The sequence below is a fragment of the Desulfobotulus mexicanus genome (assembly GCF_006175995.1).
Lineage (GTDB): Bacteria > Desulfobacterota > Desulfobacteria > Desulfobacterales > ASO4-4 > Desulfobotulus > Desulfobotulus mexicanus.
Window position 1 is genome coordinate 1 of sequence record NZ_VDMB01000026.1, and the last position, 22,126, is coordinate 22,126.

21 protein-coding genes, 1 tRNA gene and 1 pseudogene are annotated in these 22,126 nt (G+C 47.5%); 15 read left to right on the forward strand and 8 right to left on the reverse strand.

The annotated features are described in order from the left end of the window. Positions 1 to 6: 6 nt before the first annotated feature. From FIM25_RS17925 to FIM25_RS14505, 11 genes and pseudogenes are all read left to right on the forward strand, one after another. Positions 7 to 309, forward strand: a pseudogene (locus FIM25_RS17925) (IS701 family transposase); the annotation flags it as partial. 154 nt (positions 310 to 463) lie between these two features. Further along, the gene (locus FIM25_RS14460) at positions 464 to 1,936 is read left to right on the forward strand and encodes a two-component system sensor histidine kinase NtrB (protein ID WP_139450571.1); all 1,473 of its coding nucleotides are present in this window, start codon (positions 464 to 466) and stop codon (positions 1,934 to 1,936) included. 372 nt (positions 1,937 to 2,308) lie between these two features. After that, positions 2,309 to 3,583 (forward strand): electron transfer complex subunit TmcD, encoded by a 1,275-nt coding sequence (tmcD, locus tag FIM25_RS14465; protein WP_139450572.1) that lies wholly within the window; start codon positions 2,309 to 2,311, stop codon positions 3,581 to 3,583. 100 nt (positions 3,584 to 3,683) lie between these two features. Next, positions 3,684 to 4,346, forward strand: a complete 663-nt coding sequence (tmcC, locus tag FIM25_RS14470; protein ID WP_246052219.1) for a TmcC family electron transfer complex membrane anchor subunit — start codon at positions 3,684 to 3,686, stop codon at positions 4,344 to 4,346. Between the two features lie 10 nt (positions 4,347 to 4,356). Then, a complete protein-coding gene (gene tmcB / locus FIM25_RS14475) occupies positions 4,357 to 5,691 on the forward strand; it encodes an electron transfer complex ferredoxin TmcB (RefSeq protein WP_139450573.1) in 1,335 nt (444 codons plus the stop codon). 17 nt (positions 5,692 to 5,708) lie between these two features. Beyond that, on the forward strand, positions 5,709 to 6,095 hold the full coding sequence (gene tmcA / locus FIM25_RS14480) for an acidic tetraheme cytochrome c3 TmcA (protein WP_179953411.1): 387 nt from the start codon (positions 5,709 to 5,711) through the stop codon (positions 6,093 to 6,095). A 140-nt stretch (positions 6,096 to 6,235) separates the two neighbouring features. Further along, positions 6,236 to 6,589 (forward strand): DVU0259 family response regulator domain-containing protein, encoded by a 354-nt coding sequence (divK, locus tag FIM25_RS14485; RefSeq protein ID WP_139450575.1) that lies wholly within the window; start codon positions 6,236 to 6,238, stop codon positions 6,587 to 6,589. A gap of 102 nt (positions 6,590 to 6,691) precedes the next feature. Next, a tRNA-Pro gene (locus FIM25_RS14490) sits at positions 6,692 to 6,768 on the forward strand. A 525-nt stretch (positions 6,769 to 7,293) separates the two neighbouring features. Next, positions 7,294 to 7,668 carry a chemotaxis response regulator CheY gene (locus FIM25_RS14495; RefSeq protein WP_139450576.1) on the forward strand — a complete coding sequence of 125 codons (375 nt, stop codon included), beginning with the start codon at positions 7,294 to 7,296 and terminating at the stop codon, positions 7,666 to 7,668. Between the two features lie 128 nt (positions 7,669 to 7,796). Continuing rightward, complete coding sequence (locus FIM25_RS14500; RefSeq protein WP_139450577.1) at positions 7,797 to 8,402, forward strand: MarC family protein; 606 nt, start codon at positions 7,797 to 7,799, stop codon at positions 8,400 to 8,402. Further along, positions 8,399 to 9,595 (forward strand): multidrug effflux MFS transporter, encoded by a 1,197-nt coding sequence (locus tag FIM25_RS14505; protein WP_139450578.1) that lies wholly within the window; start codon positions 8,399 to 8,401, stop codon positions 9,593 to 9,595. The genes FIM25_RS14500 and FIM25_RS14505 overlap by 4 nt, the downstream gene beginning before the upstream one ends. 81 nt (positions 9,596 to 9,676) lie before the next feature. On the opposite strand, the gene rbr is transcribed toward FIM25_RS14505, so the two are convergent. From rbr to FIM25_RS14530, 5 genes are all read right to left on the reverse strand, one after another. Further along, the gene (rbr, locus tag FIM25_RS14510) at positions 9,677 to 10,252 is read right to left on the reverse strand and encodes a rubrerythrin (protein ID WP_139450579.1); all 576 of its coding nucleotides are present in this window, start codon (positions 10,250 to 10,252) and stop codon (positions 9,677 to 9,679) included. Positions 10,253 to 10,290: 38 nt separating this feature from the next. Beyond that, positions 10,291 to 10,746: a Fur family transcriptional regulator gene (locus FIM25_RS14515; RefSeq protein WP_179953412.1), complete on the reverse strand. Its 456-nt coding sequence runs from the start codon at positions 10,744 to 10,746 to the stop codon at positions 10,291 to 10,293. A gap of 97 nt (positions 10,747 to 10,843) precedes the next feature. Beyond that, positions 10,844 to 11,485, reverse strand: coding sequence for a PqiC family protein (locus tag FIM25_RS14520; protein WP_139450581.1), 642 nt, complete (start codon positions 11,483 to 11,485; stop codon positions 10,844 to 10,846). Positions 11,486 to 11,531: 46 nt separating this feature from the next. Continuing rightward, a complete protein-coding gene (locus tag FIM25_RS14525; protein ID WP_139450582.1) occupies positions 11,532 to 13,100 on the reverse strand; it encodes a PqiB family protein in 1,569 nt (522 codons plus the stop codon). Continuing rightward, positions 13,087 to 14,346, reverse strand: a complete 1,260-nt coding sequence (locus FIM25_RS14530) for a PqiA/YebS family transporter subunit (RefSeq protein ID WP_139450583.1) — start codon at positions 14,344 to 14,346, stop codon at positions 13,087 to 13,089. The genes FIM25_RS14525 and FIM25_RS14530 overlap by 14 nt, the downstream gene beginning before the upstream one ends. 231 nt (positions 14,347 to 14,577) lie before the next feature. On the opposite strand from FIM25_RS14530, the gene FIM25_RS14535 reads away from it, so the two are divergent. Continuing rightward, positions 14,578 to 15,891 (forward strand): NAD(P)/FAD-dependent oxidoreductase, encoded by a 1,314-nt coding sequence (locus tag FIM25_RS14535; protein WP_139450584.1) that lies wholly within the window; start codon positions 14,578 to 14,580, stop codon positions 15,889 to 15,891. Between the two features lie 467 nt (positions 15,892 to 16,358). Here the strand turns inward: FIM25_RS14535 and FIM25_RS14540 are convergent, their stop codons facing one another. The 3 genes from FIM25_RS14540 to FIM25_RS14550 form a co-directional block, all read right to left on the reverse strand. Beyond that, positions 16,359 to 17,597 carry a D-alanyl-D-alanine carboxypeptidase gene (locus tag FIM25_RS14540; protein WP_139450585.1) on the reverse strand — a complete coding sequence of 413 codons (1,239 nt, stop codon included), beginning with the start codon at positions 17,595 to 17,597 and terminating at the stop codon, positions 16,359 to 16,361. A 28-nt stretch (positions 17,598 to 17,625) separates the two neighbouring features. Then, positions 17,626 to 18,078, reverse strand: a complete 453-nt coding sequence (dtd, locus tag FIM25_RS14545; protein WP_139450586.1) for a D-aminoacyl-tRNA deacylase — start codon at positions 18,076 to 18,078, stop codon at positions 17,626 to 17,628. A gap of 227 nt (positions 18,079 to 18,305) precedes the next feature. Next, positions 18,306 to 18,749, reverse strand: a complete 444-nt coding sequence (locus tag FIM25_RS14550; RefSeq protein WP_179953413.1) for a hypothetical protein — start codon at positions 18,747 to 18,749, stop codon at positions 18,306 to 18,308. 319 nt (positions 18,750 to 19,068) lie between these two features. On the opposite strand from FIM25_RS14550, the gene FIM25_RS14555 reads away from it, so the two are divergent. The 3 genes from FIM25_RS14555 (at position 19,069) to FIM25_RS14565 (ending at position 22,004) form a co-directional block, all read left to right on the forward strand. Then, the gene (locus FIM25_RS14555; RefSeq protein WP_139450588.1) at positions 19,069 to 19,617 is read left to right on the forward strand and encodes a hypothetical protein; all 549 of its coding nucleotides are present in this window, start codon (positions 19,069 to 19,071) and stop codon (positions 19,615 to 19,617) included. A 142-nt stretch (positions 19,618 to 19,759) separates the two neighbouring features. Next, a complete protein-coding gene (locus FIM25_RS14560) occupies positions 19,760 to 20,569 on the forward strand; it encodes a hypothetical protein (RefSeq protein WP_139450589.1) in 810 nt (269 codons plus the stop codon). A gap of 130 nt (positions 20,570 to 20,699) precedes the next feature. Further along, positions 20,700 to 22,004, forward strand: coding sequence for a CBS domain-containing protein (locus tag FIM25_RS14565; RefSeq protein ID WP_139450590.1), 1,305 nt, complete (start codon positions 20,700 to 20,702; stop codon positions 22,002 to 22,004). The last annotated feature ends 122 nt before the right edge of the window (positions 22,005 to 22,126 follow it).

Sequence of the window (22,126 nt, forward strand, 5' to 3'; positions counted from 1 at the left end):
ATTTAATACTGGGCAACAAACCATCTTGATATGGATGATCTTAAGCGACTTCAACTGTCTGAATTTTCATGGAAAATCGAAGAGTATCATCGTAACCTTAAACAGTTCTGTGGAGTGGAACGCTCTCATGTAAGAGCTGCCAAAGCTCAAAGAAATCATATCGGACTTGCAATAAGGACATTCTTGCGTTTTTCGGTCTTCAGTTTCAAGACAGGCCTCAGCTGTTTTGAACTCAAATACAGAATTATCAGGGATGCTGTCAGGAAATATATGGAGCACCCAGCTTGGACTTTTGAGGCAACTGCGTAACTCCTAATCTTGAAATCTCTGTAAAAACAAAGCAGGTATCTTGATTGTGTGGCTGATTTTTTGCATGGTATCAGCTTGAAACCATCTGGTAGAACAGGACACCAGAAAAAAGTCCTTAAATCAATACTTATGATTTTTTTATGGAATAGCGCTTATGGCTCTGAGCATAATGTGGATACCCAGAGATAAAGAGCATCTGCCGCTTCTGTCTTCATTTCTGAAAGATAAGGATGTGAATCTTCATGTCTATCCTCCTGGAAGTGCTGAACCCTTTACCTGGGATGCGGATATTGTTATCTGGCAGATGCCTTCGGATCCTGTGCTGGCCAAAGCTCTGCAGGACCGTGTACGCAGTCTTTCGGACCACTGCAATATTGTTATTCTCGGAGAACCGAAACAGGAAGAGGCAATGCTGCGGTGCATGGACAGGGGAGCTGTGGATCTTCTTTTCACGCCCCTTAAGTCCTGGGAAATCCACGCTTTGCTGCGGAGGCATTTTCTGCGGGTAAAAAATGAGCAGGAGCTTTTACGGATGGAGCGCTTTTTCCACAATTCGCCCTGCTATATCACCATTCAGGGTAAGGAGTGCAACATCCGGGCGGTTAACCGTCGTTTTCAGAAGGATTTTGGTGTGAAGGCCGGGCTCCCCTGTTACATGGTGTACAGGGATGATCCCCAGGTCCGTTCGGCACCCTGCCCCAGCTGCCCATTGAAAAAAACCATACAGGACGGCAACCCCCATCAGTCGGAGATGCTTATGATCAACCGAAAGGGGGAAGAGGTTCAGCTCCTTGTGTGGACAGCCCCTGTGTATGATGAGAGTGGCAGTTTTAATGAAGTTATGATGGTGAGTACGGATATCACCAATTTTTACAGGGAAAGGGAGCATCTTTCCCATCTGGGGCTGATGATCAGTACTCTTTCCCATAGTATTAAAGGGCTTCTGACGGGCATGGATGGTGGAATTTATCTCATGAGTTCCGGATTCCGCAAGAACAGTACGGAAGATATGGAAGAGGGCTTTGAAGCGGTCAAACATATTACAGATCGTCTGCGGAGTCTGGTGCTGGATATACTCCTGTATGCCAAGGACAGGCCCATGGACTGGGAGCGTATGGATGCCATGAGTTTTCTGGAGGATGTCTTTCAGACCATGGCCCCAAGAATCAGGATACAGGGAATATCCTTTGTTTCTTATTTTGATTCTGGCCTTGATTTTTTTGATGTGGATGCGGGAATATTCAGGACTGCCCTGATCAATCTTTTGGAAAACGCCCTGGATGCCTGTATGGCAGATGCCACAAAGGAAAGTCACCGTATTGAAATGCATGGGCAGGAATCCGATGATGGCAGTGAGATTCTAATTGAGATCCGGGATACGGGTATCGGAATGGATGAGGAAACCCGCAGGCGTATGTTTACCATCTTTTTTTCCTCCAAGGGCCGCAGTGGGACAGGGCTTGGACTTTTTATCACAAGCCGTGTCATCCATCAGCATGGAGGTGAGATACGTGTGACTTCTTCCCCCGGAGAAGGAACGGTATTTACCCTGCGTATTCCCAAAGCACGGCTTGAGATTGTTGAAAAATCTGAAGAACGCACGCAGGGTAGTGTTTTGGGCAGTTAAATTTCAGGGTTTTATTTCCGGTTTACGAGTCCTGAAAACAGGACTGTTTTGTATTTGTCCGAAAAACCAGCCTCTTTTCAAGGTCCTGTTTTAAAGTTTTTGTCTTCTTTTTTGCCCCAGTCCTGTGTATTCCATGAAATTTATGTACCATGGGTGATTTTTTTTAAAGGAAGCAGGTGCAGGTCTGTTCTCCTGTTTTTTGAAGACAGTTTTTAGGCTGTGGGTGCCTGTTTCAGAATCTTATGGCCCGTTATTTGCTTTTATTATCAGCATCAAGAGTGGCGTCTGCGGATGTGCCGGAAGCGGTGCGTTCTGCATTCCAATCCAGCCGATGGTTTTTTTAACCCATCGCATTCCTGAGGAGATGCGCCGATGAAGCAGAAAACAATTTCGAAAGCAGAATGGGACTGGCAGGCAGGTCGCCGTATTGTGGCGGATCTGAACCAGTGGAAAAATGAGTATGGTTATATGGAGGAGCCTGTAATCCGCCCCGATGGTGAAGGGGCTGCTGCCATTGTGCGCACGGATGAGGCAGAGTATTCCATTGTTTCCGAAACGGGGCTGTGGGAAGGTCGCTGGGATAAAATATGGAAGCTTAACTATGGTGCAGATCAGCGTCTGTCTGCGCTGGTTGCGGAAATGGGCACCTGGTCCATGGCTGTGGATGATGAAACCTGGGAAGAGAGTTTTGATTTCCTCTGGACTCCCCTGAAAAGCTCTGATGGCAGCCACATTGCTGCATCTGTACAGCAGGGACGGCAGTATGCTGCGGTACTTAACGGAGTAATATGGGAAAAGACCTTTTTTGCCATAAATGATCTTGCCATGGCTCCGTCCGGAGATAAGCTGGCTGCCGTGGTGCAGACCGTGGCTCTGCAGGAAGGGGACATAGAAAAGTTCCAGAGCGGATGTTTTACCGTTGCCGTTAATGGAGAAAGCTGGCACCAGAATTTTGTGAATCTCTGGGATGTTCGTTTTTCAGCAGATGGTCAACATGTTGCCGCAGCGGCGCGTTCCAGCCTCTATGATTATACGGTGGTCGTGGACGGTAAGAGCTGGAATCAGCGTTTTGACGGTTTGTGGGAGCCCCTGTTTCTGAAAGACGGCAGGGTGGCTGTGCCGGGACGTTCCGCTGGAAAATGGCAGCTTGTGGTAAATGGTGCTCCTTTGTGGTCCCAGGCTTTTACCCAGCTATGGCAGCTTGTTGAAGATCCCGTATCCGGAAGGGTGGCAGGGGTTTGTGCTCCTGAATTCGGCAAATGGACGATGGTGGATAACGGCAGGGTCTGGGGGCTGCGGTTCGGGGATATGGTTATGGATCCTGTTTTCAGCCCGGATGGCAGGCGTCTGGCATGTACGGGTAAAAGCGGTCATGCCTGGACCCTTGCCTGTGACGACAAGGCCTGGGATCATCGTTTTGAACAGATTTGGACTCCGGTTTTTTCTCCGGACAGTGCCCATGTGGGATGCCGTGTGCGGGACAAAGGCCGGTATGCTGTGTATGTGAATGGAAAAGCCATGGTTTCAGATCTTGATTTTGCCTGCGACCCGGTATTCAGTCCCGATGGAAAGCTGGTGCTGATCCGTGGTGTGGGCGGTGAAGGAGGCGCAGGCAAGGTCTTCCGGGAAGTGCTGGAAATCGGCTGAGTCATGTGTGAACGAACGAAAGATTTTTTCGTTTAATCGCTGAAATTGTCGGGACCAGGTACTTTAAAAACCGTTCCCGGAACTTGATAAAGGAGGTTCCATGACCCTGCAAACCCTTTATACCATCATTGCCGGTCCTCTGGCTGTGCTTGCCATCACAGGCTTTGTCCTTGGCTGTGTGTACCGCATTGTTATGGCGGTGCGGCAGACGGCATCGGACCGGATGGTAATTGAATATTTTCATCCCCGCTATGCCCTGCGTTCCATTCTGAGATGGCTTACACCCTATTCAACGGTGAATATGCGTCGCCATCCCATTATGACTCTGGTGACCTTTGTATTTCATCTAGGTATGGTGGTGATGCCCTTTTTCATTTTTGCCCATATGCTGATGGTTTATGAAGCCTTCGGTCTTTCCTGGCCAACCCTGCCGGATGTTTTTGTGGAATGGATGAGCTGGGCCGTACTCCTTGCTCTGGTTTTTTTTCTGGGCCGGAGACTTATACTGCCTGAGGTTCGTTATCTCACAACCCTTTCTGATTATTTGATTCTCCTGTTGATAGCTCTTCCATTTTTCACGGGTATCTGGGCATACAAGGGATGGTGGGCTGCTGAGTGGGTTACCCTTCTCCATATGCTTTCCGGAGAAATACTTCTTCTGGCCATTCCCTTTACGCGTTTGGGGCATATGGTTTTATTTTTCATGACTCGCGGTTATATGGGCTCTGAATTCGGCGGCATCCGCCATGCCCGGGACTGGTAAGGGAGGCGCCATGACACAGCAGACGGTAAAGGTAAAAAAGAATATTGTGGATGAAGGCATTGAGGCGGGCCTTGCCCGTCTTACGCCGGAACGGATAGAGTCCGTTATTCAGCGTGTACTGAACCGTGAAGCAGGTGCACGCCTGAAAACCTATGCAAGGACCTGTGTACACTGCGGTCTCTGCTCCGACGCCTGCCATCATTTTGTATCCATGAACCGGGATCCTAAGCTTTCTCCTGCGGGTAAGGTGAAGCGGACCATTGGCGTTATGATGCAGAAAAAAGGGAAGGTTTCTAAGGATTTTATCCGGGAAGCTGCCATGGTGGCCTATAGTGAGTGCAATCTTTGTAAAAAATGTGTGCTTTACTGCCCCTTTGGCATAGATGTCGGATATCTGATGACCCTTGTGCGCCGCATCTGTCATCTTCTTGGTGTAGTGCCCCGTTATATGCAGGATACGGCCCACAGCCAGTCAGTGCATTTCAATCAGATGTGGATCAACGGAGATGAGTGGGTGGATACCCTGTTCTGGCAGGAGGAGGAGGCCAGGGATGAAGCGCCGGATATCCGTATCCCCGTGGATAAGGAAGGCTCTGACATCTTCTATTCTGTAATCGGTCCTGAACCAAAATTCCGCGCCCAGCTTATTTATCAGGCAGCCATGATTTTTGAAGCCGCAGGCTCGGACTGGACCATGCCCGGTTCTCCGGGTTGGGATAACTCTGATCTCTGCATGTTCAGTGGAGATAATGAGATGATGGGCCGTAATAAGCGAGCCCATTTTGAGGCTGCCGCAAAACTTCGGGTGAAAAAGATAGTCATGGGCGAGTGTGGTCACGCCTTCCGTTCCGTATATGATGTGGGTAACCGCTGGCTGGGCTTTAAGATGCCGCCCATTCCCGTTATCCATGCCGTTGAGTTTTATCATGACCTTGTCTGTAACGGAAAAATCCGCATTCTTAAAAAGTTTGCCCAGCCCATCACCCTGCATGACCCCTGCAATATTGCAAGGGGTATGGGGCTTTACGAAAAGGCAAGGGAGCTTGCCCATGCTCTCTGTGAAACCGTGGTGGAAATGACTCCCAACCGGGAGCATAACATCTGCTGCAATGCCGGAGGCGGTATCATTAACTGCGGTCCTCCTTTTAAGGATAAGCGGGTGGAAGCAAACTCCGTGAAGGCAAAGCAGCTTTTTGATGCCAAGGCCATGGGTGCGGAGGTTGTAATTGCTCCCTGCCATAACTGCCATGGTGGTCTGGAAGACATTATTCACCACTATGGCGTGGAAATGGAGCTGAAGTTTTTCGGTGATATCATCTATGAAGTCATGGAGAAGCCAGAATGAGACATGAAGGAGTGTATATGCTTAAAAAATCCCTTGCTTTTCTATCTGTTCTCGGCATCCTTGGCCTGATTGTGTTTTCTCTGAATGCCTTTTCAGGTATTGATGAGGGCACGGTGACGGACCCGGCCTTTGAGCGTAAAACCCGTGGAACTGTTGCCTTTGACCATGATATGCATATGGAGGCACCGGGTGTCACGGATTGTGCCACCTGCCACCATTATTATGAAGATGGAGTTCTGATTGAATTTGAATCTTCCGAAGGGTTGAGCTGTTCTGAGTGTCATATGGGTAAGGGCGGGGATATCATGCCCCTGATAGAAGCCTATCATCAGCAGTGCCGGAGCTGTCACATTGAGCAGCAGGCAGGTCCTGTAACCTGTGCCGGGTGTCATGAGAAACCCTGATTTTCTGTCTGATTTATGGTATCGGGTTTTGATCCGTCAGGCAGTTTGTATGTATCCGGGTTGTCAATTCTGGATGCCCGGGCCAATGTAATAAAAATTATCCGGCCCGGGATAGTGTATCCCACTGGAGGAGGTGAGGCATGCTTAAAAAAATCATGGTGGTGGATGACGACCCCATTATCCGTAAATATCTGATGAATGTGTTCAATGATAATGGCTATGAGGCCTGTGGTGCAGCATCGGGCCCTGAGGCTTCGGAGCTTCTGGAAAAGGAAAAGCCGGATCTTATTACTTTAGATTTGGAAATGCCCGATGAATGGGGTCCAAGGTTCTACCGACGCATGACTAAAAATCCTGAGTATGCGAAGATTCCGGTAATCGTGATTTCCGGTATGCAGAGCCGGCATCTTTCCATTAACAAGGCCATTGCCTATCTGGATAAGCCTTTTGATCCGGAAAAACTGATCGGAATTATCAAAAACACCATCGGCTGATCTGTTTTTAACGGATAAAAAAATCCCTGATTCAGGGTATAAAAACAGGCATAAAAAATATTGACAGTCGTTTTTTTGTCATGTAAAGGTATCGATTGTTGTCGGGAAGTGGCTCAGCCTGGTAGAGCACAGCGTTCGGGACGCTGGGGTCGCTGGTTCGAATCCAGTCTTCCCGACCACATGTGTATACTGGGTACAGGAAATAGCAGGCTTTATGTTTTTATTGCATTGATAATTAAAAAGAATTCCGAATAAGTCAGTTTGGTTGAAAGATTCGGGATCATAAATATCCTGCCATAACGTCATATCTAAAATCTCACAAAGTGAGCCCCATCATTACCCTGCCTGTATGGCTCGCCCACTTTGAGCCGAATTTCAGAACGGTGGAAGAACCTTTATGGCTTCCACCGTTTCTTTTTTTAAATTTATTATGATGTGCATCTTTGTGTATTTATAGACTGGCATGGAGAGAAAAACATATTTTAAGATATCCCCTGTACCGGACAAGTAAAGATGCTTGCCAAAAAATCAGACTTGCTATAATTATCAGTTCTGTAGATTAAATATTTTGTGCTGCGGCATTGCAATAAGGTCGCAGGGGATCTGTAATGTGATTGATGATGCCTGTATCCGAATCGGTTTGCACTAATATCATTGTCCCGTCATTATGAAGTTATGCGGGAATCAGGAGGGATTGAAAGACAATGGATGTTTCAATTAAAATCCTTGTAGTAGATGATTTTGCCACCATGCGGCGCATACTGAAAAATATTCTCAAGCAGCTGGGCTTTACTAATATAACCGAAGCAGATGATGGCACAACAGCCCTTGAAGCCCTTTCTAAAAACAGCTTTGACCTTATTATTTCCGACTGGAACATGCCTAAGATGACAGGCCTTGAACTGTTAAAAAAGGTTCGTTCCGATCCGGCCTATAAGAATATCCCATTTTTGATGGTCACGGCGGAAGCCCAGAAACAGAATGTGGTTGAAGCTGTGCAGGCGGGGGTTTCTAATTATGTGGTAAAACCCTTTACAGCAGAGTCCATTGCCGAAAAACTTGAAAAGATTATCTCCTGAAAACCTGTACAGGAACTGTTTTTTTAGTGTGGGCAGGCAAAAGATCTGCCCATAGGACTTGTTTTTTATGATTCAGATATGCATAGCTGAACAAATGCGGGCATCAGATTTTTTCCCCATGGAGTACCATGCTGCAGATTTTTGTCCATCTTTACCTTAAGATATTTTTATTGCTGACTCCCTTTTTTGTTCTTTCGGTATTTCTTTCCATGACAGCGGGTATGGGAAAAAATGAGCGCCGTAAAATTGCCGGCAAGGTAACCATTGCGGTTCTTGTGGCATCCTTTGTGCTTTTTTTCTTCGGTCATTATATTTTTCTTGTATTTGGTATCACCATTGATGCCTTTCGCATTGGGGCAGGTGCAATTCTTTTTTTATCGGCCGTGACCCTTGTACGGGGACCTGCACCTGGCACGCCTCCTCCCGTGAATGAAGGGGATTTTTCCGTTGTGCCCCTGGCCATACCCATTACCGTAGGTCCCGGAACCATAGGTGCCCTTCTTGTTATGGGAACAGGATATGAGACGGTGGCAGAAAAAATTACTGCCTGTATGTCCCTTACGGCTGCTGCATTTTCCGTTGGTGCCCTGCTCTGGTCCGCAGGTGGTGTGGAGCGTATCCTTGGTCGTCTCGGGCTTTCCATACTTACCAAGCTGACAGGACTTTTTGTTGCTTCCATTGCAGCTCAGATTATCTTCACAGGTATTCGTAATTTTTTAGGCCCCCTGCCATGAAAAAAGATGGTTTCGGGCGTATCATAGCTCTGATTGCTCTTTTATCGGCATTTCCTCCCCTGGCAACAGATATGTATCTTCCGGCCCTTCCCACCCTGCAGGCTCAGTGGAATCAGCCCCTGAGTATTGTCAATCTGACCCTTGTGGCTTTTTTTGTCACTTACTGTTTTTTTCTTCTGGTTTATGGTCCCCTTTCAGATCGCTTTGGCCGGAAACCGCCCCTTATTGCGGGTATCGTGATTTATGTTGCGGCCTCTTTTCTTTGTGCTTCTGCTCCATCGATCTATCACCTGATTGCCTATCGTGTTCTTCAGGCTTCCGGGGCGGCCGCTGCATCTGCCATTGCACTGGCCATCATTAAGGACCGTATCCCCGGACAGAGAAGGGAACAGGCCATGGCCCATGTGGCCATTATCACTGCACTGGCACCCATGATTGCCCCTGTGATCGGAGGGCTTATCATGATTCGCCTGACATGGCCCTGGATTTTTGTTTCTCAGGGTATTCTTGGTTTGATTTCCTTGGGTGGCGTGGCCATGATGCGGGAGTCTCTGCAGAGAACTCCTGGAATTCAGGTTTCTTTCATGCGCCGCTATATGGGCGTGATCAAAAACCGTCGTTTTTTGAGTATTGTAATGGTTATTTCCCTTGTGGGGCTTCCTCTTTTTGCCTTTATTGGTGGGTCCTCGGATATTTATATCAGCACCATGGGACTCTCCGAAAGTCAGTTTGGGGTCTTATTTGGTGCCAATGCCTTCTGTTTTATGGTTGGTTCTTTCTGCTGTTCACGTCTGGTTCGGAAGGCAGGCGGCATGCGACTTATGAGTATAGGGTTCTGCGGAATTTTTACTGGGGGAATGGCCCTTGTTTTTCTGCCCCTGCCGGGAGCCATGCAGATGGCCCTTCCCATGGCTCTGATTACTTTCTGTATAGGTCTAAGCCGTCCGCCATCCAATAATATTGCCCTGGAACAGGTGGATGTGGATACGGGCAGCGCTTCTTCAATTCTGATCTTTATCTATTTTGTCATGGGGGCTTTTTCCATGTTCTTTATCTCTCTGGACTGGACGGATAAAGTACGGGTTATTGGTATTCTGGCTGCATGCAGTGGAGCTGGGTGTTTTGTATGCTGGCAGTTTTTAAAGCCGTTTCTTCGTATGCCTGTGATGGAGCAGAAAAGAAAAGCCTCCTGATATCAGGAGGCTTTCGGTATTCTATCTCTATACCATCATGTCTTTTTCAGGAATAATGACCCGAATCAGGATTATGGTAGTTTAGTAGTTGGTTGGTTTCATTTCAAAATGTGCCTGGGGATGGGCACAGGCAGGACACATTTCAGGTGCATTGTCCCCTGTGTGCACATAACCGCAGTTGCGGCAGGCCCAGGTGGTTTCAGGATCTCTTTTGAAAACCCGTCCTGCCTCTATATTTGCTGCAAGGGCATTGTAACGGTTTTCATGATGTTCTTCGGCGATACAGATTTTTTCAAAGACAACGGCGATGGCTTCAAAACCTTCTTCACGGGCAGTTTTTGCGTATCCGGGATACATGGAGGTGAATTCTTCATACTCCCCCTGGGCGGCTGCTTTGAGGTTTTCAAGGGTGCTGCCGATAACTCCTGCAGGGAAATTCCAGCGTACTTCCACTTCGCCGCCTTCAAGGAATTTGAAAAAACGCTTTGCATGTTCTTTTTCCTGATTGGCAGTTTCTTCGAAAATGGCCGCAATCTGAACATAGCCTTCTTTTTTGGCTTGTGCTGCAAAATAGGTGTAGCGGTTTCTTGCCTGGGATTCACCTGCAAAAGCTGTCAGAAGGTTTTTTTCAGTCTGTGTTCCTTTAATAGATTTCATTACGCATCTCTCCTTTGATAAATTGAAGGTTCATTTTATTATGGTTCCACTGAAAGGGGATTTTTGATGAGGCCTTGGGGAAAATCGTGTTTCTGACATTCCGGGCATAATCCCCTGATTTCAACAATAACTTCGTGTATCTGGTATGCTGTTTTCAGATCCTGTAAAAGAAGTTTCTCCAAAAGATCCGTTTCATTAATATCCCCAAGGCTGTCGCAGCAGGTGCAGCGTATATGCACATGGGGATTTGTATTGCCATCGTAGCGCCTTGGGCCAGTCCCTGTATCAATTCTTTGAATATAGCCGTTCTCGCTTAAGCTTTCAAGATTGCGGTATACGGTGCCAAGGCTTATGCGGGGCAGCCTGTGCTTTACATTCTGGTAAATGGCGTCTGCTGTTGGATGTTTTTTTGTGTTCAGCACCTCTTCAAGGATAATACGTCTTTGGGTACTCAGGCGTATGGCACCCAGTTTGTTTTCTGTTTTTTTTTCCAAAAGACGGCTCCTTGCACTGACTGACCATTTAAAGTGGATACCCGCTTTAAATTTCTGATAATGATTACTATTAAGCCTTGAGCCTGTCAAGGAAAAATCAGGGATGAATCATCTTAATGATTTTTCTTGTAAGTATACCCATGGCAATATCATGGGCCGCTATTACAGCACCTTTACTGCTGTCTTCTGCCATGACCTGCACCTCAAAGGCTTCTTCCCTCTCAACAGCTGATTTTCGAATAATACCAAAGGTTCCGAGAAGCCGGACATTTCCATTTATATCCGATGAAAAATCGAGTATCTGTATACGTATTCGCTGATTTGCTCCTCCATAGGCACCGCTGATATCCACAGGAATTACACGGAAGTCCGGAAGGGCTGCATCCAGCCTTGCTGCAAGGGATTCCCGGAACAGACGATCCAGTGCTGCTGCCCATCTCTCCTGTTCATGGATGATAATTTCGTTTTCAGAGCTTCTGGTAATGAGCTGCGGCCGATCAAGATGCCTTGGCAGATTTGTTGTTTCTATGACAAGGATTTCTGTCTTTTCGTTTTTTTCTATAAGCGGGGGGGTACTGATACCCAGATGATAAACCCTTGGCTGGGGCGTGGCCGTGCAGCCTGAAATAAGCAATGCAAAAAGTATCAGGTAGAGGGGTGTTGGAAATCCGCATACCTTATTGCATAAGAAATCAGAAATATTTATTTTTTTAAATAAAGCTGCTTTCTTAACTCTCATGAAATGTCTCCTTGTTTTTCGTTTTATTCTAATTTTTCAGTACATTTTATTTCCCGTAGATCAGTGTATCAGGTCTGGCTTCTATGCTTTCTGCAAGGATACGGATGGCCCGTGCTGATTCAGCAAGCTCCCTTGCCGCCTGACTCAGATCTCTGTACAGGGGGCTTCCCGGTTTCATTCCGTCAAGGCCTTCATTCAAACCTTCAAGGGTTGTATGAATGGCGGTAAGGACCTCCTGGCTGTATGTCAGCAGGGGCTTGATATCTTCAGGAATTTCCTGCAGGCCTTTCAGCATGGCCTGTGCTTCTTTCATGGTTTCAATAGTATTTTCAGCAATACCTTCCATGGGGAGCTTTTGAATACGGTCTAATATGGCAATGGCTTTTCCCGCAAGCTGTGTAAAGGGATGGGGAAGGGTGGGAATGACGGGAAAGCCTTCTTTGTTATAGGATAGTTTACCTGAAGGGTTTTCGCTGTCCATTTCCATGGAGATAAAAAGCTGACCTGTAAGCATGTTGCCCATTTCAAGTCTGGCCTTAAGTCCCTTTTCCAGCATTTCCACAAGTTGTGTTTCTGCTTCTGAATGGTTATTTCCCATTAGTATTTCCGGAAGAATGGATATTTTAACGGGGATTTTGATATTGTCGCTGTCTTTGTCATAGTAAAGCCTGACACTTAGAACCTCACCGATCTGTACACCTTTATAGTCCACGGGAGCACCGGGATTCAGGCCCCGTATGGAACTGTCAAAGTAGAGGATAAATTTTTTCCCCATCTGCATGGATCTGGATCTGATTTCCCTGAAGCTTGGAAAAAGATGAAATTCATCTCCGTTTTTTGCAGGGCTGGCTTCGGGATCGGGATTGTCAAAGGCAATACCACCCACCAGCATAGACTCCAGTGATTCTGATTGAAAACGAATACCGTCTGCACCAAAGGAAAAATCAATGCCCGAGTCCCGCCAGAAACGACTGGATGCTGTAACATGGGTGTCGTAGGGAGATTTTATGAAAACATCGAGAAGAATTTTGTCATGATTCCCAAGGATGGTTCGAGCTTCCACGGTTCCTGCGTGAATTTTTCTGAAATAGACAGGGGTGCCCACCTCAATGCCGCCGGAATCGGTTTCGAGGAGAATGCGCAGCCCCGGTGTTTCAGAAGGGGTTATGGGCGGATTCTCAAGCCCTGTGAAAACCGTTGCCGGTTTTCCGCTTCCCGGCTCTATGGCAATATAGGCTCCCGAAAGAAGGGTATTCAGTCCGGATATGCCCTGTCTGTCGATGCGGGGACGGACTACCCAGAAGCGGCTGTCTTCCGTGAGATAGGGCAGAACCTCCCTCGTAACGCGGACATGCACCATGATATGGGAAAGATCTTGTGAAAGCTCAAGGCTTTCCACGGTGCCGATGGAAAGATCCTTGAAGCGGAGCTGGGTTTTGCCTGTCACAAGGCCGGATGCGGTTTCAAAACTTATGGTTATGAGAACACCACGCTGGGCATAGTGCTGGAAAAGGAGCCAGCCACCCATGAGCATTGCTGCAAGGGGAATCAGCCAGATCCAGAAGCGGTTTTTCGCCATGGTGATTTCCGGAAGTTCATTTTCAGGACTGTTCATTGTTTTTCCCCTGAGGAGTTGAATCCCAGAGCAGTCTGGGGTCAAAGGTTTCTGCGGCAAAAAGGGTGATTACAACCATGGCGGCAAAGGCAGTGGCTGCAATGCCGGGTTGTATGGTGGCAAGGCTTCCCATCTGTATCATGGCGGCCAGAGTGGCGACCACAAAAACATCCACCATGGACCACTTGCCTATGAATTCTGTGATTTTATATATTTTTGTAAGGTCATTCGGATAATTTTTTTTCCGGAAATATACGCTGCCTGTGAGATATAGGAGGGCCAGCAGTTTTGCCAGAGGAATGAAAACGCTGGCAAAAAAAACAATGGAGGCAACGGCATAGGCCTTTGTTTCCCATAAGAGAATCACACCGCCAATAATGGTACTGTAAATGGTTGTTCCAAGGTTTTCCGTAATCATGATGGGATAGAGGTTAGCCGGAATATAGAGGATAAAAGCGGTTATGGTCAGGGCAAAGGTACGGTTGATACTCTGGGGAATCCGGTTGTGAAGGGGGCTTGCACAACGGGTGCAGCGTTTTTGTCCTGTTTTATGGATGCGGGTGCAGGTATGGCAGGGAACAAGACCCGTTGCAATGGCCCGTTTTCCCGGCAGGGGTGCTGGGTTAAGGCCGGGGCGGCTCAGTCGCTGCCACATATCCCTGACCGGGATGACCAGAAAGGAAAAGCGGATGAAAAACACCTGAATGCAGAAGGCCCAGAATCCGTGGAGAAGCTGAATATCTGCCATATGCATGGCCTTTACCAGTACTACAATAATGCTGATAAGATAAACATCTGTCATATCCCAGAAACGGATGCGGGAAAAGGCTTTGAGCATAAAGCGGTAAAAGGGAGGTTTTGTTTTATGATAGAGAAAAAAAAGCAGGTAGATTAAGAGGAGAATGGAAATAAGCGGTGCGGCAATTAGAAGAAGCCCCGTAAAAATGGCCAGTGGCAGCATATTATGCTGTGTCAGGATTATAACTGCAGATGGCAGGGAAATGGTCTGGTGCTGCCCGCCAAATCCTATGGCAATAAAAGGAAGTGTCATGGCAATGATCCAGCCCACAAGGGCTGTGAGGCAGAGAGCCAGAGGCAGGGCTGTGCCATACATGCATCTTCCTGTCAGGCGGGTACCGCAGCTTTTACAGAGAGCTACATGACCCGGCAGAAGACGGGGCCTGATGTGCAGGCGGTCGCAGGACGGGCAGGCAATCCAGTCCCGGTAAAAAATAAGAGTATTCATTGAAAGCCTTTCTTTCTGAACCCATATAATATTTTTTTTAAAAGGGCTTTATGAAAGACCGCTTTTGTTTTGACATGAGTAAAAGGCTTTTTGTTTTTTTGTGAAAGTCTCTGGATGACAAAAATCCCTTTCCAAATTACAATACACAAATATGATGATTTTGCCAAAGACAGGAAAATACAGACAGGGCTTTCTTAACGGTATACTGGAAAGCAGGGGGTGAAAATACTTATGAAACATGTGCTTATTGTAGGTGGAGGTTTTGTGGGCCTCAATGCGGCAAAAATCCTTGGGAAATCGGGTAAAGTCAGGGTTACCCTGATGGACCGTAAAAATTATCATCTTTTTCAACCACTTCTCTATCAGGTTGCCATGGCTGGACTCAGCCCTGCTGAAATAGCAGCCCCTCTGCGCAGTCTGCTTTCAGTTTATCCCAATGTGCGGGTTCTTCAGGCAGAAGCCTTATCCATTGATAGGGATGCCAGAAAGGTGGAAACCAGTATTGGCAGTACCAGCTATGATTATCTTGTTCTAGGCTGTGGAGCCCAACATACCTATTTTGGTAATGAAGCATGGGAGCCACTGGCTCCGGGCCTGAAAACAATAGAACAGGCCACGGAAATCCGCAGAAGGATTCTTTATGCTTTTGAGAAGGCGGAATCTACAGATAACGTTGAAGAAAAGATGAAGCAGCTCACCTTTGTGGTGGTAGGCGGTGGTACAACAGGGGTGGAGCTTTCCGGAGCCATCGGTGAGATGAGCAGGTATACCTTTTCCAAGGATTTTAAAAATATTGATCCAAAACTGACAAGGGTTATTCTGGTGGAGGCTGGCGAGCGTATTCTTCCTGCATATCATCCGGATCTTTCTGCAAGGGCCACAAGGGATCTGGAATCTCTGGGGGTTCAGGTCTGGACATCCAAAAGGGTTGAGGCTGTGGATTCCGAAGGCGTGACCATTGGCAAGGAGCGTATACAGGCGGCTACGGTGATCTGGGCTGCGGGCATACAGGCCTCGGAAATGAATCAGTTCCTTGGTCAGGAGACAGACTGGCTGGGGCGGGTCGGTGTGAAACAGGATCTGAGCATTGAGGGACACCCTGAAATATTTGTGGGTGGGGATCAGGCGGCTTTCAAGCCGGAAGGGGCTTCTGAGGCATTGTCCGGGGTTGCTCCGGTGGCACTGCATCAGGGTCGTCATATTGCACGTAATATACTTTGTGATATAGCAGAAAAACCACGCAGGGATTTTCAGTATTTTGATAAAGGACAGATGGCGACCATAGGCAGAAGCCGGGCTGTGGTGGAAGTCGGCAGAATTCGTTTCTCTGGTTTTTTTGCCTGGATCACCTGGCTTTTCATCCATATTTATTTTCTTGCGGGCTTTAAAAACAGGCTTTTTGTGGTGTTGCAATGGGCCGGGGCCTATCTTACCTTTAACCGGGGTGCCCGTCTCATTGTTAACAAGGAATGGCAGTTCTATAAGCCCGGAAAAAAAGAATCTGTCCCGAAGGATGATTCCGGGGAGCAGAAAAAGAATCTCTGATTTTTTATTGTTCAGCACAGTTTTCCAAGTACCATACCTGCAAGACAGATGCACAGGCCCCAGGCTATTTGCCAGTGACGCAATCTTATTCTTAGGGCTTATTGGCCTGTGCGGAAGCGGCAAAAACTCCCCGCCACAGGCAGGATAAGCATTTTGATTACCAGGGCAATCTTAAGCACGCTGCCTTGTGGCGGCTCAGACAGTTTGCCGCTTTTATTAGCACTCCGGCACTCAAGCTTGCAAAAGCCCATTGTTTTCATCGCAGGCTCTGGGTTTATGGCTTGAGTGCTGGACAAAACTCTGATCCGAAACGATTGCAATGTCACTTGCAAATAGCCACGGAGCCTTGCAACAGTACGAAGCTGCTGCAATTATTACAGCATTGGCAGTTCGGAATAAACTGTGCTGAATAATTACGATTTTTTAAGCTTTTCATGGATGAAAGCCTCCGGGAATCAGATCCTGTCTTAATTTATGGCCGGATTGTCAGGCGCCATCCCGGAACCGGAGCTGCTGAGGCTCCGGCCTGTTCTGGCTTCTTTTCTCAAAATATTCAGGTAAAGGGGGTAGGCTTCGTTTTCTCCCTGGGTCATGATAACATAGGGATACCAGCCATTGGGTCCCCTCAGGTAACCGGCCCGTGTTCTGACATCGGAGAGGGTACCTGTTTTAAACCAGCCCTGATTTTCCCTGCGCATCAGGCTCATATATGGGCTGAAGGCGTGAAGGGCTTTGAGCATTTCTTTTGCTGTTATCCGGTTTTTCCTTGATAGCCCTGAACCTTCCTCAACCACAAAGCCCTCTATTCCGAGTTTGTTTTTTATAAAGTCCGAGAAATAAATTCCTGCTTTTTCAAGGCTTAAGGGGCCGCTATGATCTGTATCCTTTAAGGCTGTTGCCAGCAGCAGTTTGTTGGCCACGTAATTATTGGAAAAGGCCATGAGTTGATGAACAATGTCTGTAACGGTAAAGGGTGAGGAATATTCCAGAAGCAGGATGTCCGGAATCTCAGGATTTTCATATCTGAAATCTGTTTTAGATTCTTCAAAGGTGAATCCTGCATCTTCAAGGAAGTATCGGACCATGGCAGCGGCATAGTGCATGGGAAAGTCATTGTCCGATGGCAGGGCGATGCGTCCCGATGCAAGGCGTGATGCCCTGACTGGAGCCAGCACCATGGGTAAAAAGGGGGTTTCGTTTTCTGAGGAAACGAAATGTCCCTTTTCTGTTTTAAAGGAAACGGAGTTGAAGTTTACGGCAAAGGGTGTAAGGGGGGCGTTGTAGCTTCTTTGGGAAAGGGGGCTTATGCCATCCACAGGCAGTTTCTTTTCAAAGGCGGAGATATCAATGATGATACCTTTAAAATTCCGTTCCGGTGTGGCTGTCGCCAGTCGGGTAACCATGTCTCTGAGGGGGTTGGAGGTCAGCAGGGGATCGGCACTGGCTTTTATCACGAGGAAGTTATCCCTGTCTCTGCTTACAGGTGTTGTGATGCGGTAATCCGGTCCCAGTGTCTCCAGGGCATAGAGGGATGTAAGAATTTTAAGAATAGATGCAGGGGTCATGGTGGCATCCGGATTTGTGGAGCTGAGAATTTCTCCCCCCGGAGTCTCCAGAATCCATGCCTTTTGAATCGTCTGTTTTTCTGCGGCAGAGGTCAGGGGTATGGATAGAAGAAAGAATATTAAAATATTAAAAAAACGCATGGTTTATCCTTTCTCATGCATCAGGTTTTTATCTGTTGCGCATCCGGCTGTCCAGGGTAAGGGTTACAGGGCCTTCATTGATAAGGGATACATCCATGTTGGCCTGAAATCTTCCCGTCTCAACCCTGATGTCTCTGTTTTTGCATGATTCCACAAAATGCTGGTAAAGGGGGATGGCTGTTTCCGGTTTTGCCGCATCCGTAAAGGAGGGGCGGCGGCCTTTGCGACAGTCCGCAAGCAGGGTGAACTGAGACACCACAAGAATTTCCCCTGAAATGTCCACAAGAGAGTGGTTCATTTTTCCTTCTTCATCTTCAAATATTCTTAAATGAACAATTTTATCCGCAAGAAAGGTGCTGTCTTCCTGGCTGTCTTCCTTTGCAACTCCCAGAAGAATGAGAAGGCCATGATCAATTTTTCCTTCAATAATGTCATCAATGCGGACTTCAGCGGAACGGACACGCTGCACAACGGCTATCATGGTATATATGCTCCTCTGTAACTTTTTAAGTCTTTGATTACTATGGTTTTATAAGTAACATACCAGTCAGGCAGGCGCACAGGCCTTCAAAGCTCTGATCCGAAACGATTGCAATGTCACTTGCAATAGCCAGGGTGCCTTGTAACGGCATTAGACTTGTGAAATTAAACCGTTGGTGTTTCTGAAAAAATGTGTTGAACCGTTACCTTTTACAAATATTCAGAAGCTTATTGAAAAACGGAAAGGATGTCTTTGATATTTTCTTTTCTCGTTCTCTTTTTTCTGAGTTTTTCCCAGTCCTCCGGGAAAGCCAGAGGTGAAAATTTTGTTTCAAGGGTTAAATGAAGGTGATCATTTTCCCGGACAAAGGAAATAATGCGTATGGGTTCAGTAATAACACCTTCATAACGCAGGGTCAGTCTGGATTGAAGGTGGCGGTCAAAGGATTCACTCCGGCCTGTGATACTCCGGGTTCCCTCTTCAATGAGCAGTCTTTCCCATGCTGTTTTAAGTGCCAGCATTCTGCCATCTTCGCCGGGTTGCTCCGGAATTTTTACGGAAACAGTCTGTATTTTCCAGTTGTCCGTTCGGTATTCTTCCGGTGCCGGAAACATGATCAGCCGACTTTCACTCTGTATACCATTTCTGTTGTCCTGTTCAAGCCGGATCAAAAAGGGACCTGAGCTCTGATGGTAATAAGGCCTAGCACAGGAGATGCAGAGGAGCAGGAATAAAATCAGAGATGAGAAATATATATAAGGTGAGTGCAGGGCTTTTTTCATTTTTTTATTTCCGCAGCTAAAGAAAATGGATCTTCCGGTCGATCAGGGTTATAACCGCCTTGCAGTCGTGTGTATTTTTGAATGGAGATGGTTAAAAAAGCAAGAAAATATTCGGAACAGGGTGGTGCCATGGGCAAAGGGCTGATTCCCTGTCTTTGTTATCTGAATGAAATAAAGATTGAAGAAAAAGAAAACATACAGGAAAGACATGACATCAATAAGTATGCTGGTAACATTCAGATCCGGAGGGTGCATGGAAAAACAAAAGGGGAGTTCTTGTCACATCTGCAAGATGGCTTTGTTAGTTCTGGTATTGGTGATTATTATGGGTGGATGTGCCACCCGGAATCAGGTTCTGTGGCATAAAACCGCTGCCGTGCATTCGGCCAATATTGTTCCCGGTGTGGAGGCAGAAGAAGCTGCTGCAAAAATTGTAGTTCGTGTTCGGGGTCAGGGCCTTGCACCGGAAGAAGGTTCTCCTGCCAGACGGCGCTATAATGCGGAACGGGCTGCTGTACTCGACGGTTACAGACAGCTTTCGGAGAGGATAGCAGGTTTTATTCTGGATTCCTACACCATGTCCGGTGAAGGGGACATGAGCCATGACAGGATTGTTGCAGAAACCCGTGCCTATGTTCGGGGTGCTCAGATTATGGAAGTTGCCTATGCTGAAGGTATGGCAACGGCGGAGATGCGGGTTTTCCTTGCCCCGAGAACTTCCATTTTTCAGTGGGACGGAAGGATTGCTAATAGATGAGCTGTATGGCAGAACTCTGACAGGATTTTCAACGGGGCTTTATCCAAGAGATATTGTCCGGGGCATGGGGCTATGTTAAGAAAAGACAGGCAGATCATTAAGATCTGTCTGTCTTTTGTTTTTTATTATGAGGAGGGTATTTATGCCCCAGACCATGCCGTCATCCGGACTGTCCCGAAAGTTTGTACTGGTTCTTTTGGTTCTTCTCGTATTTGGAGAAGTTATAGTCTTTGCTGTTGCGTGGAACACATCGGGCAAAAAGTCCTGGCTGCAGGTGCAAAACAGTGAAGGAGCTATCATCTACGAGACAAGGGGAGATACCCTTACCCGTTTTGACCGCTATTATTTTGAACAGAATTTTGGTCCTCTGGAAAACTATCATACCCGGCTTATTGCCCAGGAAATACCTTTTCCCATGACAGCCTGGCTGTTTGCTGCCATTGGTGTGCCTGTGGGGCTGGTTCTTTTTATGGCTTTTTTTGTCAAAGTATGGCGTTCTCTTTTTTCGGGGAAGCCGGAGGGTTCTTCAGAAAGCGATCCTGCAAATGAAAGCTGGGGCAGGGTGGTTTCCCGCATGGACAGGCCCGGTGTTTTTATGGTAGGCGGGCTGGTTTTTGTTTCTGTGCTGGCCCTCTGGGTGCTGCCTGCCCTGCTTTCCCGTGCAGCCCTTTCTGCTTTGGAGCTGGTTTTACGTTTCCGCTGGATTTTTGCTGCTCTTTTTACAGGGGTTTTAAGTCTTTGTTTCTGGTTTATTTATCTCCGCTATCGTCTGGCGGCAAGGGCCATGGATGCAAGACTGGAGCTGGAGCGTCTGCGTCTTCATCTGGAAATGCAAGTCGGACAGATTGCCTGTAAAGAAGAAAAGACACAACTTATATCTGACAACAGGCAGGGTAAGGAATCTGAAGACAGGATGTCTTCTGAGACTGTGGAAATGAAAAAAATTCCATAAGAAAGCAGTGCAGTCCGGCTGAAAAAAGGTTTGTCTGGAAGACAGGCGGTATTTTTAAATCCCGTCTCACTGCCGGTTGCATTGACTGGCATGGCGCGCATAATAGACTGAATTTCAGGATGTGAGGGTCATGGATATCATCACTACCCATAAGAATGCGGATTTCGATGCTGTGGCCTCCATGGTTGCGGCAACTCTTTTGTATCCGGGTGCTGTACCCGTAAGGCCCAACGATCTCAATCCCAATGTGAAAGCTTTTTTATCCATTCATAAGGATATCTTTGATACCTATCTCCCCAAAGAAGCAGAACTTGATAAGGTCCGGCGTCTGATTGTGGTGGATACGGGATCCTGGGCAAGGCTGGACGGGCATCTGCGCAGGCTTCAGAAAAATAAGGATCTGGAGCTCATCCTCTGGGATCATCATCCGGAAGGCGATATGCAGCCCCAGTGGACCTGCAGGGAATTTGTGGGTGCCACTGTAACTCTTCTGGTAAGACGCCTCCGGGAGCAGGGCATGCGCCTGACACCCATGCAGGCCACCCTCTTTCTGCTGGGGCTTTATGAGGATACGGGGAATTTGAGTTTCAGTTCCACTAAATCCGAGGATGCGTTGGCAGCGGCTTATCTTCTGGAAAACAGGGCGGATCTGAATGTACTCTCCACCTTTCTTCGCCCTGTTTACGGAGAGCGGCAGAAAGACATTCTTTTTGAGATGATACAGGCCGGAGAATCAGCCAAGGTGGATGTGAAGGGCCACCGCATTGCCATCAGCCGCATGGTGATCGAGGGGCATGTGGGCAATCTTTCCGTTGTAATTAATATGTACAGGGAGATCATGAATGTGGATGCTGCCTTTGGGGTGTTCACGGACCTTGAGCGTCAGCGTACCTTTGTCATCGGCCGGAGTAAAACCGAAGATCTGAACGTGGGGTCCATCATGCGAAGTCTTGGCGGCGGAGGGCATCCTGCGGCTGGCTCGGCAATGCTGGACATGGTCAATCCTGAGGCCGTGGTGGATCAGATGATGGCCCTTCTGGAGGGAAATCAGCAGAGCTCCATTCAGTTAAGCGATATTATGAGTTATCCCGTTAAAACCGTTGAGGCCAGCATGCCCATGCATGAGGTCTGGGAAGTGCTGGAGGAAAAGGGATGCACAGGGCTTCCTGTGGTGGAGGACGGGGTGCTGACCGGTGTGATCTCCCGCCGTGATTTCAGAAAAATAAGAAAAGAGGCCCAGAAAAAGTCGCCGGTAAAGGCTTTCATGAGCCGTAATGTCATCACCATAGGTCCGGAAAAAAGCCCCATGGAAGCAGCAAAGGTGATGGTAAAATATGATATCGGCCGCTTGCCTGTGATCCGGGATGGTAAAATTATCGGCATTGTTTCCCGTTCAGATGCCATGCGCTATTTTTATGATCTGCTTCCGGATTGAAAGATTAGAAAATTAGCGGGTGGGGAGCCAGCAGGCCGGGAAGAAGGTTCCGGAGAAGGGTTGAAATCCATCAGGAGGATTTAATGGCTAACTGGAAATTGGTAGTTGAAGGCCAACAAATA

What these genes read in the sequence shown, in the direction of transcription:
- FIM25_RS14495 (WP_139450576.1), top strand. Translation starts at nt 7,294, where the DNA reads ATGGATGTTTCAATTAAAATCCTTGTAGTAGATGATTTTGCCACCATG.
- divK (WP_139450575.1), top strand. Translation starts at nt 6,236, where the DNA reads ATGCTTAAAAAAATCATGGTGGTGGATGACGACCCCATTATCCGTAAA.
- tmcC (WP_246052219.1), top strand. Translation starts at nt 3,684, where the DNA reads ATGACCCTGCAAACCCTTTATACCATCATTGCCGGTCCTCTGGCTGTG.
- tmcD (WP_139450572.1), top strand. Translation starts at nt 2,309, where the DNA reads ATGAAGCAGAAAACAATTTCGAAAGCAGAATGGGACTGGCAGGCAGGT.
- FIM25_RS14525 (WP_139450582.1), bottom strand. Translation starts at nt 13,100, where the DNA reads ATGAACAGTCCTGAAAATGAACTTCCGGAAATCACCATGGCGAAAAAC.
- FIM25_RS14500 (WP_139450577.1), top strand. Translation starts at nt 7,797, where the DNA reads ATGCTGCAGATTTTTGTCCATCTTTACCTTAAGATATTTTTATTGCTG.
- FIM25_RS14555 (WP_139450588.1), top strand. Translation starts at nt 19,069, where the DNA reads ATGACATCAATAAGTATGCTGGTAACATTCAGATCCGGAGGGTGCATG.
- FIM25_RS14520 (WP_139450581.1), bottom strand. Translation starts at nt 11,485, where the DNA reads ATGAGAGTTAAGAAAGCAGCTTTATTTAAAAAAATAAATATTTCTGAT.
- FIM25_RS14530 (WP_139450583.1), bottom strand. Translation starts at nt 14,346, where the DNA reads ATGAATACTCTTATTTTTTACCGGGACTGGATTGCCTGCCCGTCCTGC.
- rbr (WP_139450579.1), bottom strand. Translation starts at nt 10,252, where the DNA reads ATGAAATCTATTAAAGGAACACAGACTGAAAAAAACCTTCTGACAGCT.
- tmcB (WP_139450573.1), top strand. Translation starts at nt 4,357, where the DNA reads ATGACACAGCAGACGGTAAAGGTAAAAAAGAATATTGTGGATGAAGGC.
- FIM25_RS14505 (WP_139450578.1), top strand. Translation starts at nt 8,399, where the DNA reads ATGAAAAAAGATGGTTTCGGGCGTATCATAGCTCTGATTGCTCTTTTA.
- FIM25_RS14535 (WP_139450584.1), top strand. Translation starts at nt 14,578, where the DNA reads ATGAAACATGTGCTTATTGTAGGTGGAGGTTTTGTGGGCCTCAATGCG.
- FIM25_RS14560 (WP_139450589.1), top strand. Translation starts at nt 19,760, where the DNA reads ATGCCCCAGACCATGCCGTCATCCGGACTGTCCCGAAAGTTTGTACTG.
- FIM25_RS14540 (WP_139450585.1), bottom strand. Translation starts at nt 17,597, where the DNA reads ATGCGTTTTTTTAATATTTTAATATTCTTTCTTCTATCCATACCCCTG.
- tmcA (WP_179953411.1), top strand. Translation starts at nt 5,709, where the DNA reads ATGCTTAAAAAATCCCTTGCTTTTCTATCTGTTCTCGGCATCCTTGGC.
- FIM25_RS14565 (WP_139450590.1), top strand. Translation starts at nt 20,700, where the DNA reads ATGGATATCATCACTACCCATAAGAATGCGGATTTCGATGCTGTGGCC.
- FIM25_RS14460 (WP_139450571.1), top strand. Translation starts at nt 464, where the DNA reads ATGGCTCTGAGCATAATGTGGATACCCAGAGATAAAGAGCATCTGCCG.
- dtd (WP_139450586.1), bottom strand. Translation starts at nt 18,078, where the DNA reads ATGATAGCCGTTGTGCAGCGTGTCCGTTCCGCTGAAGTCCGCATTGAT.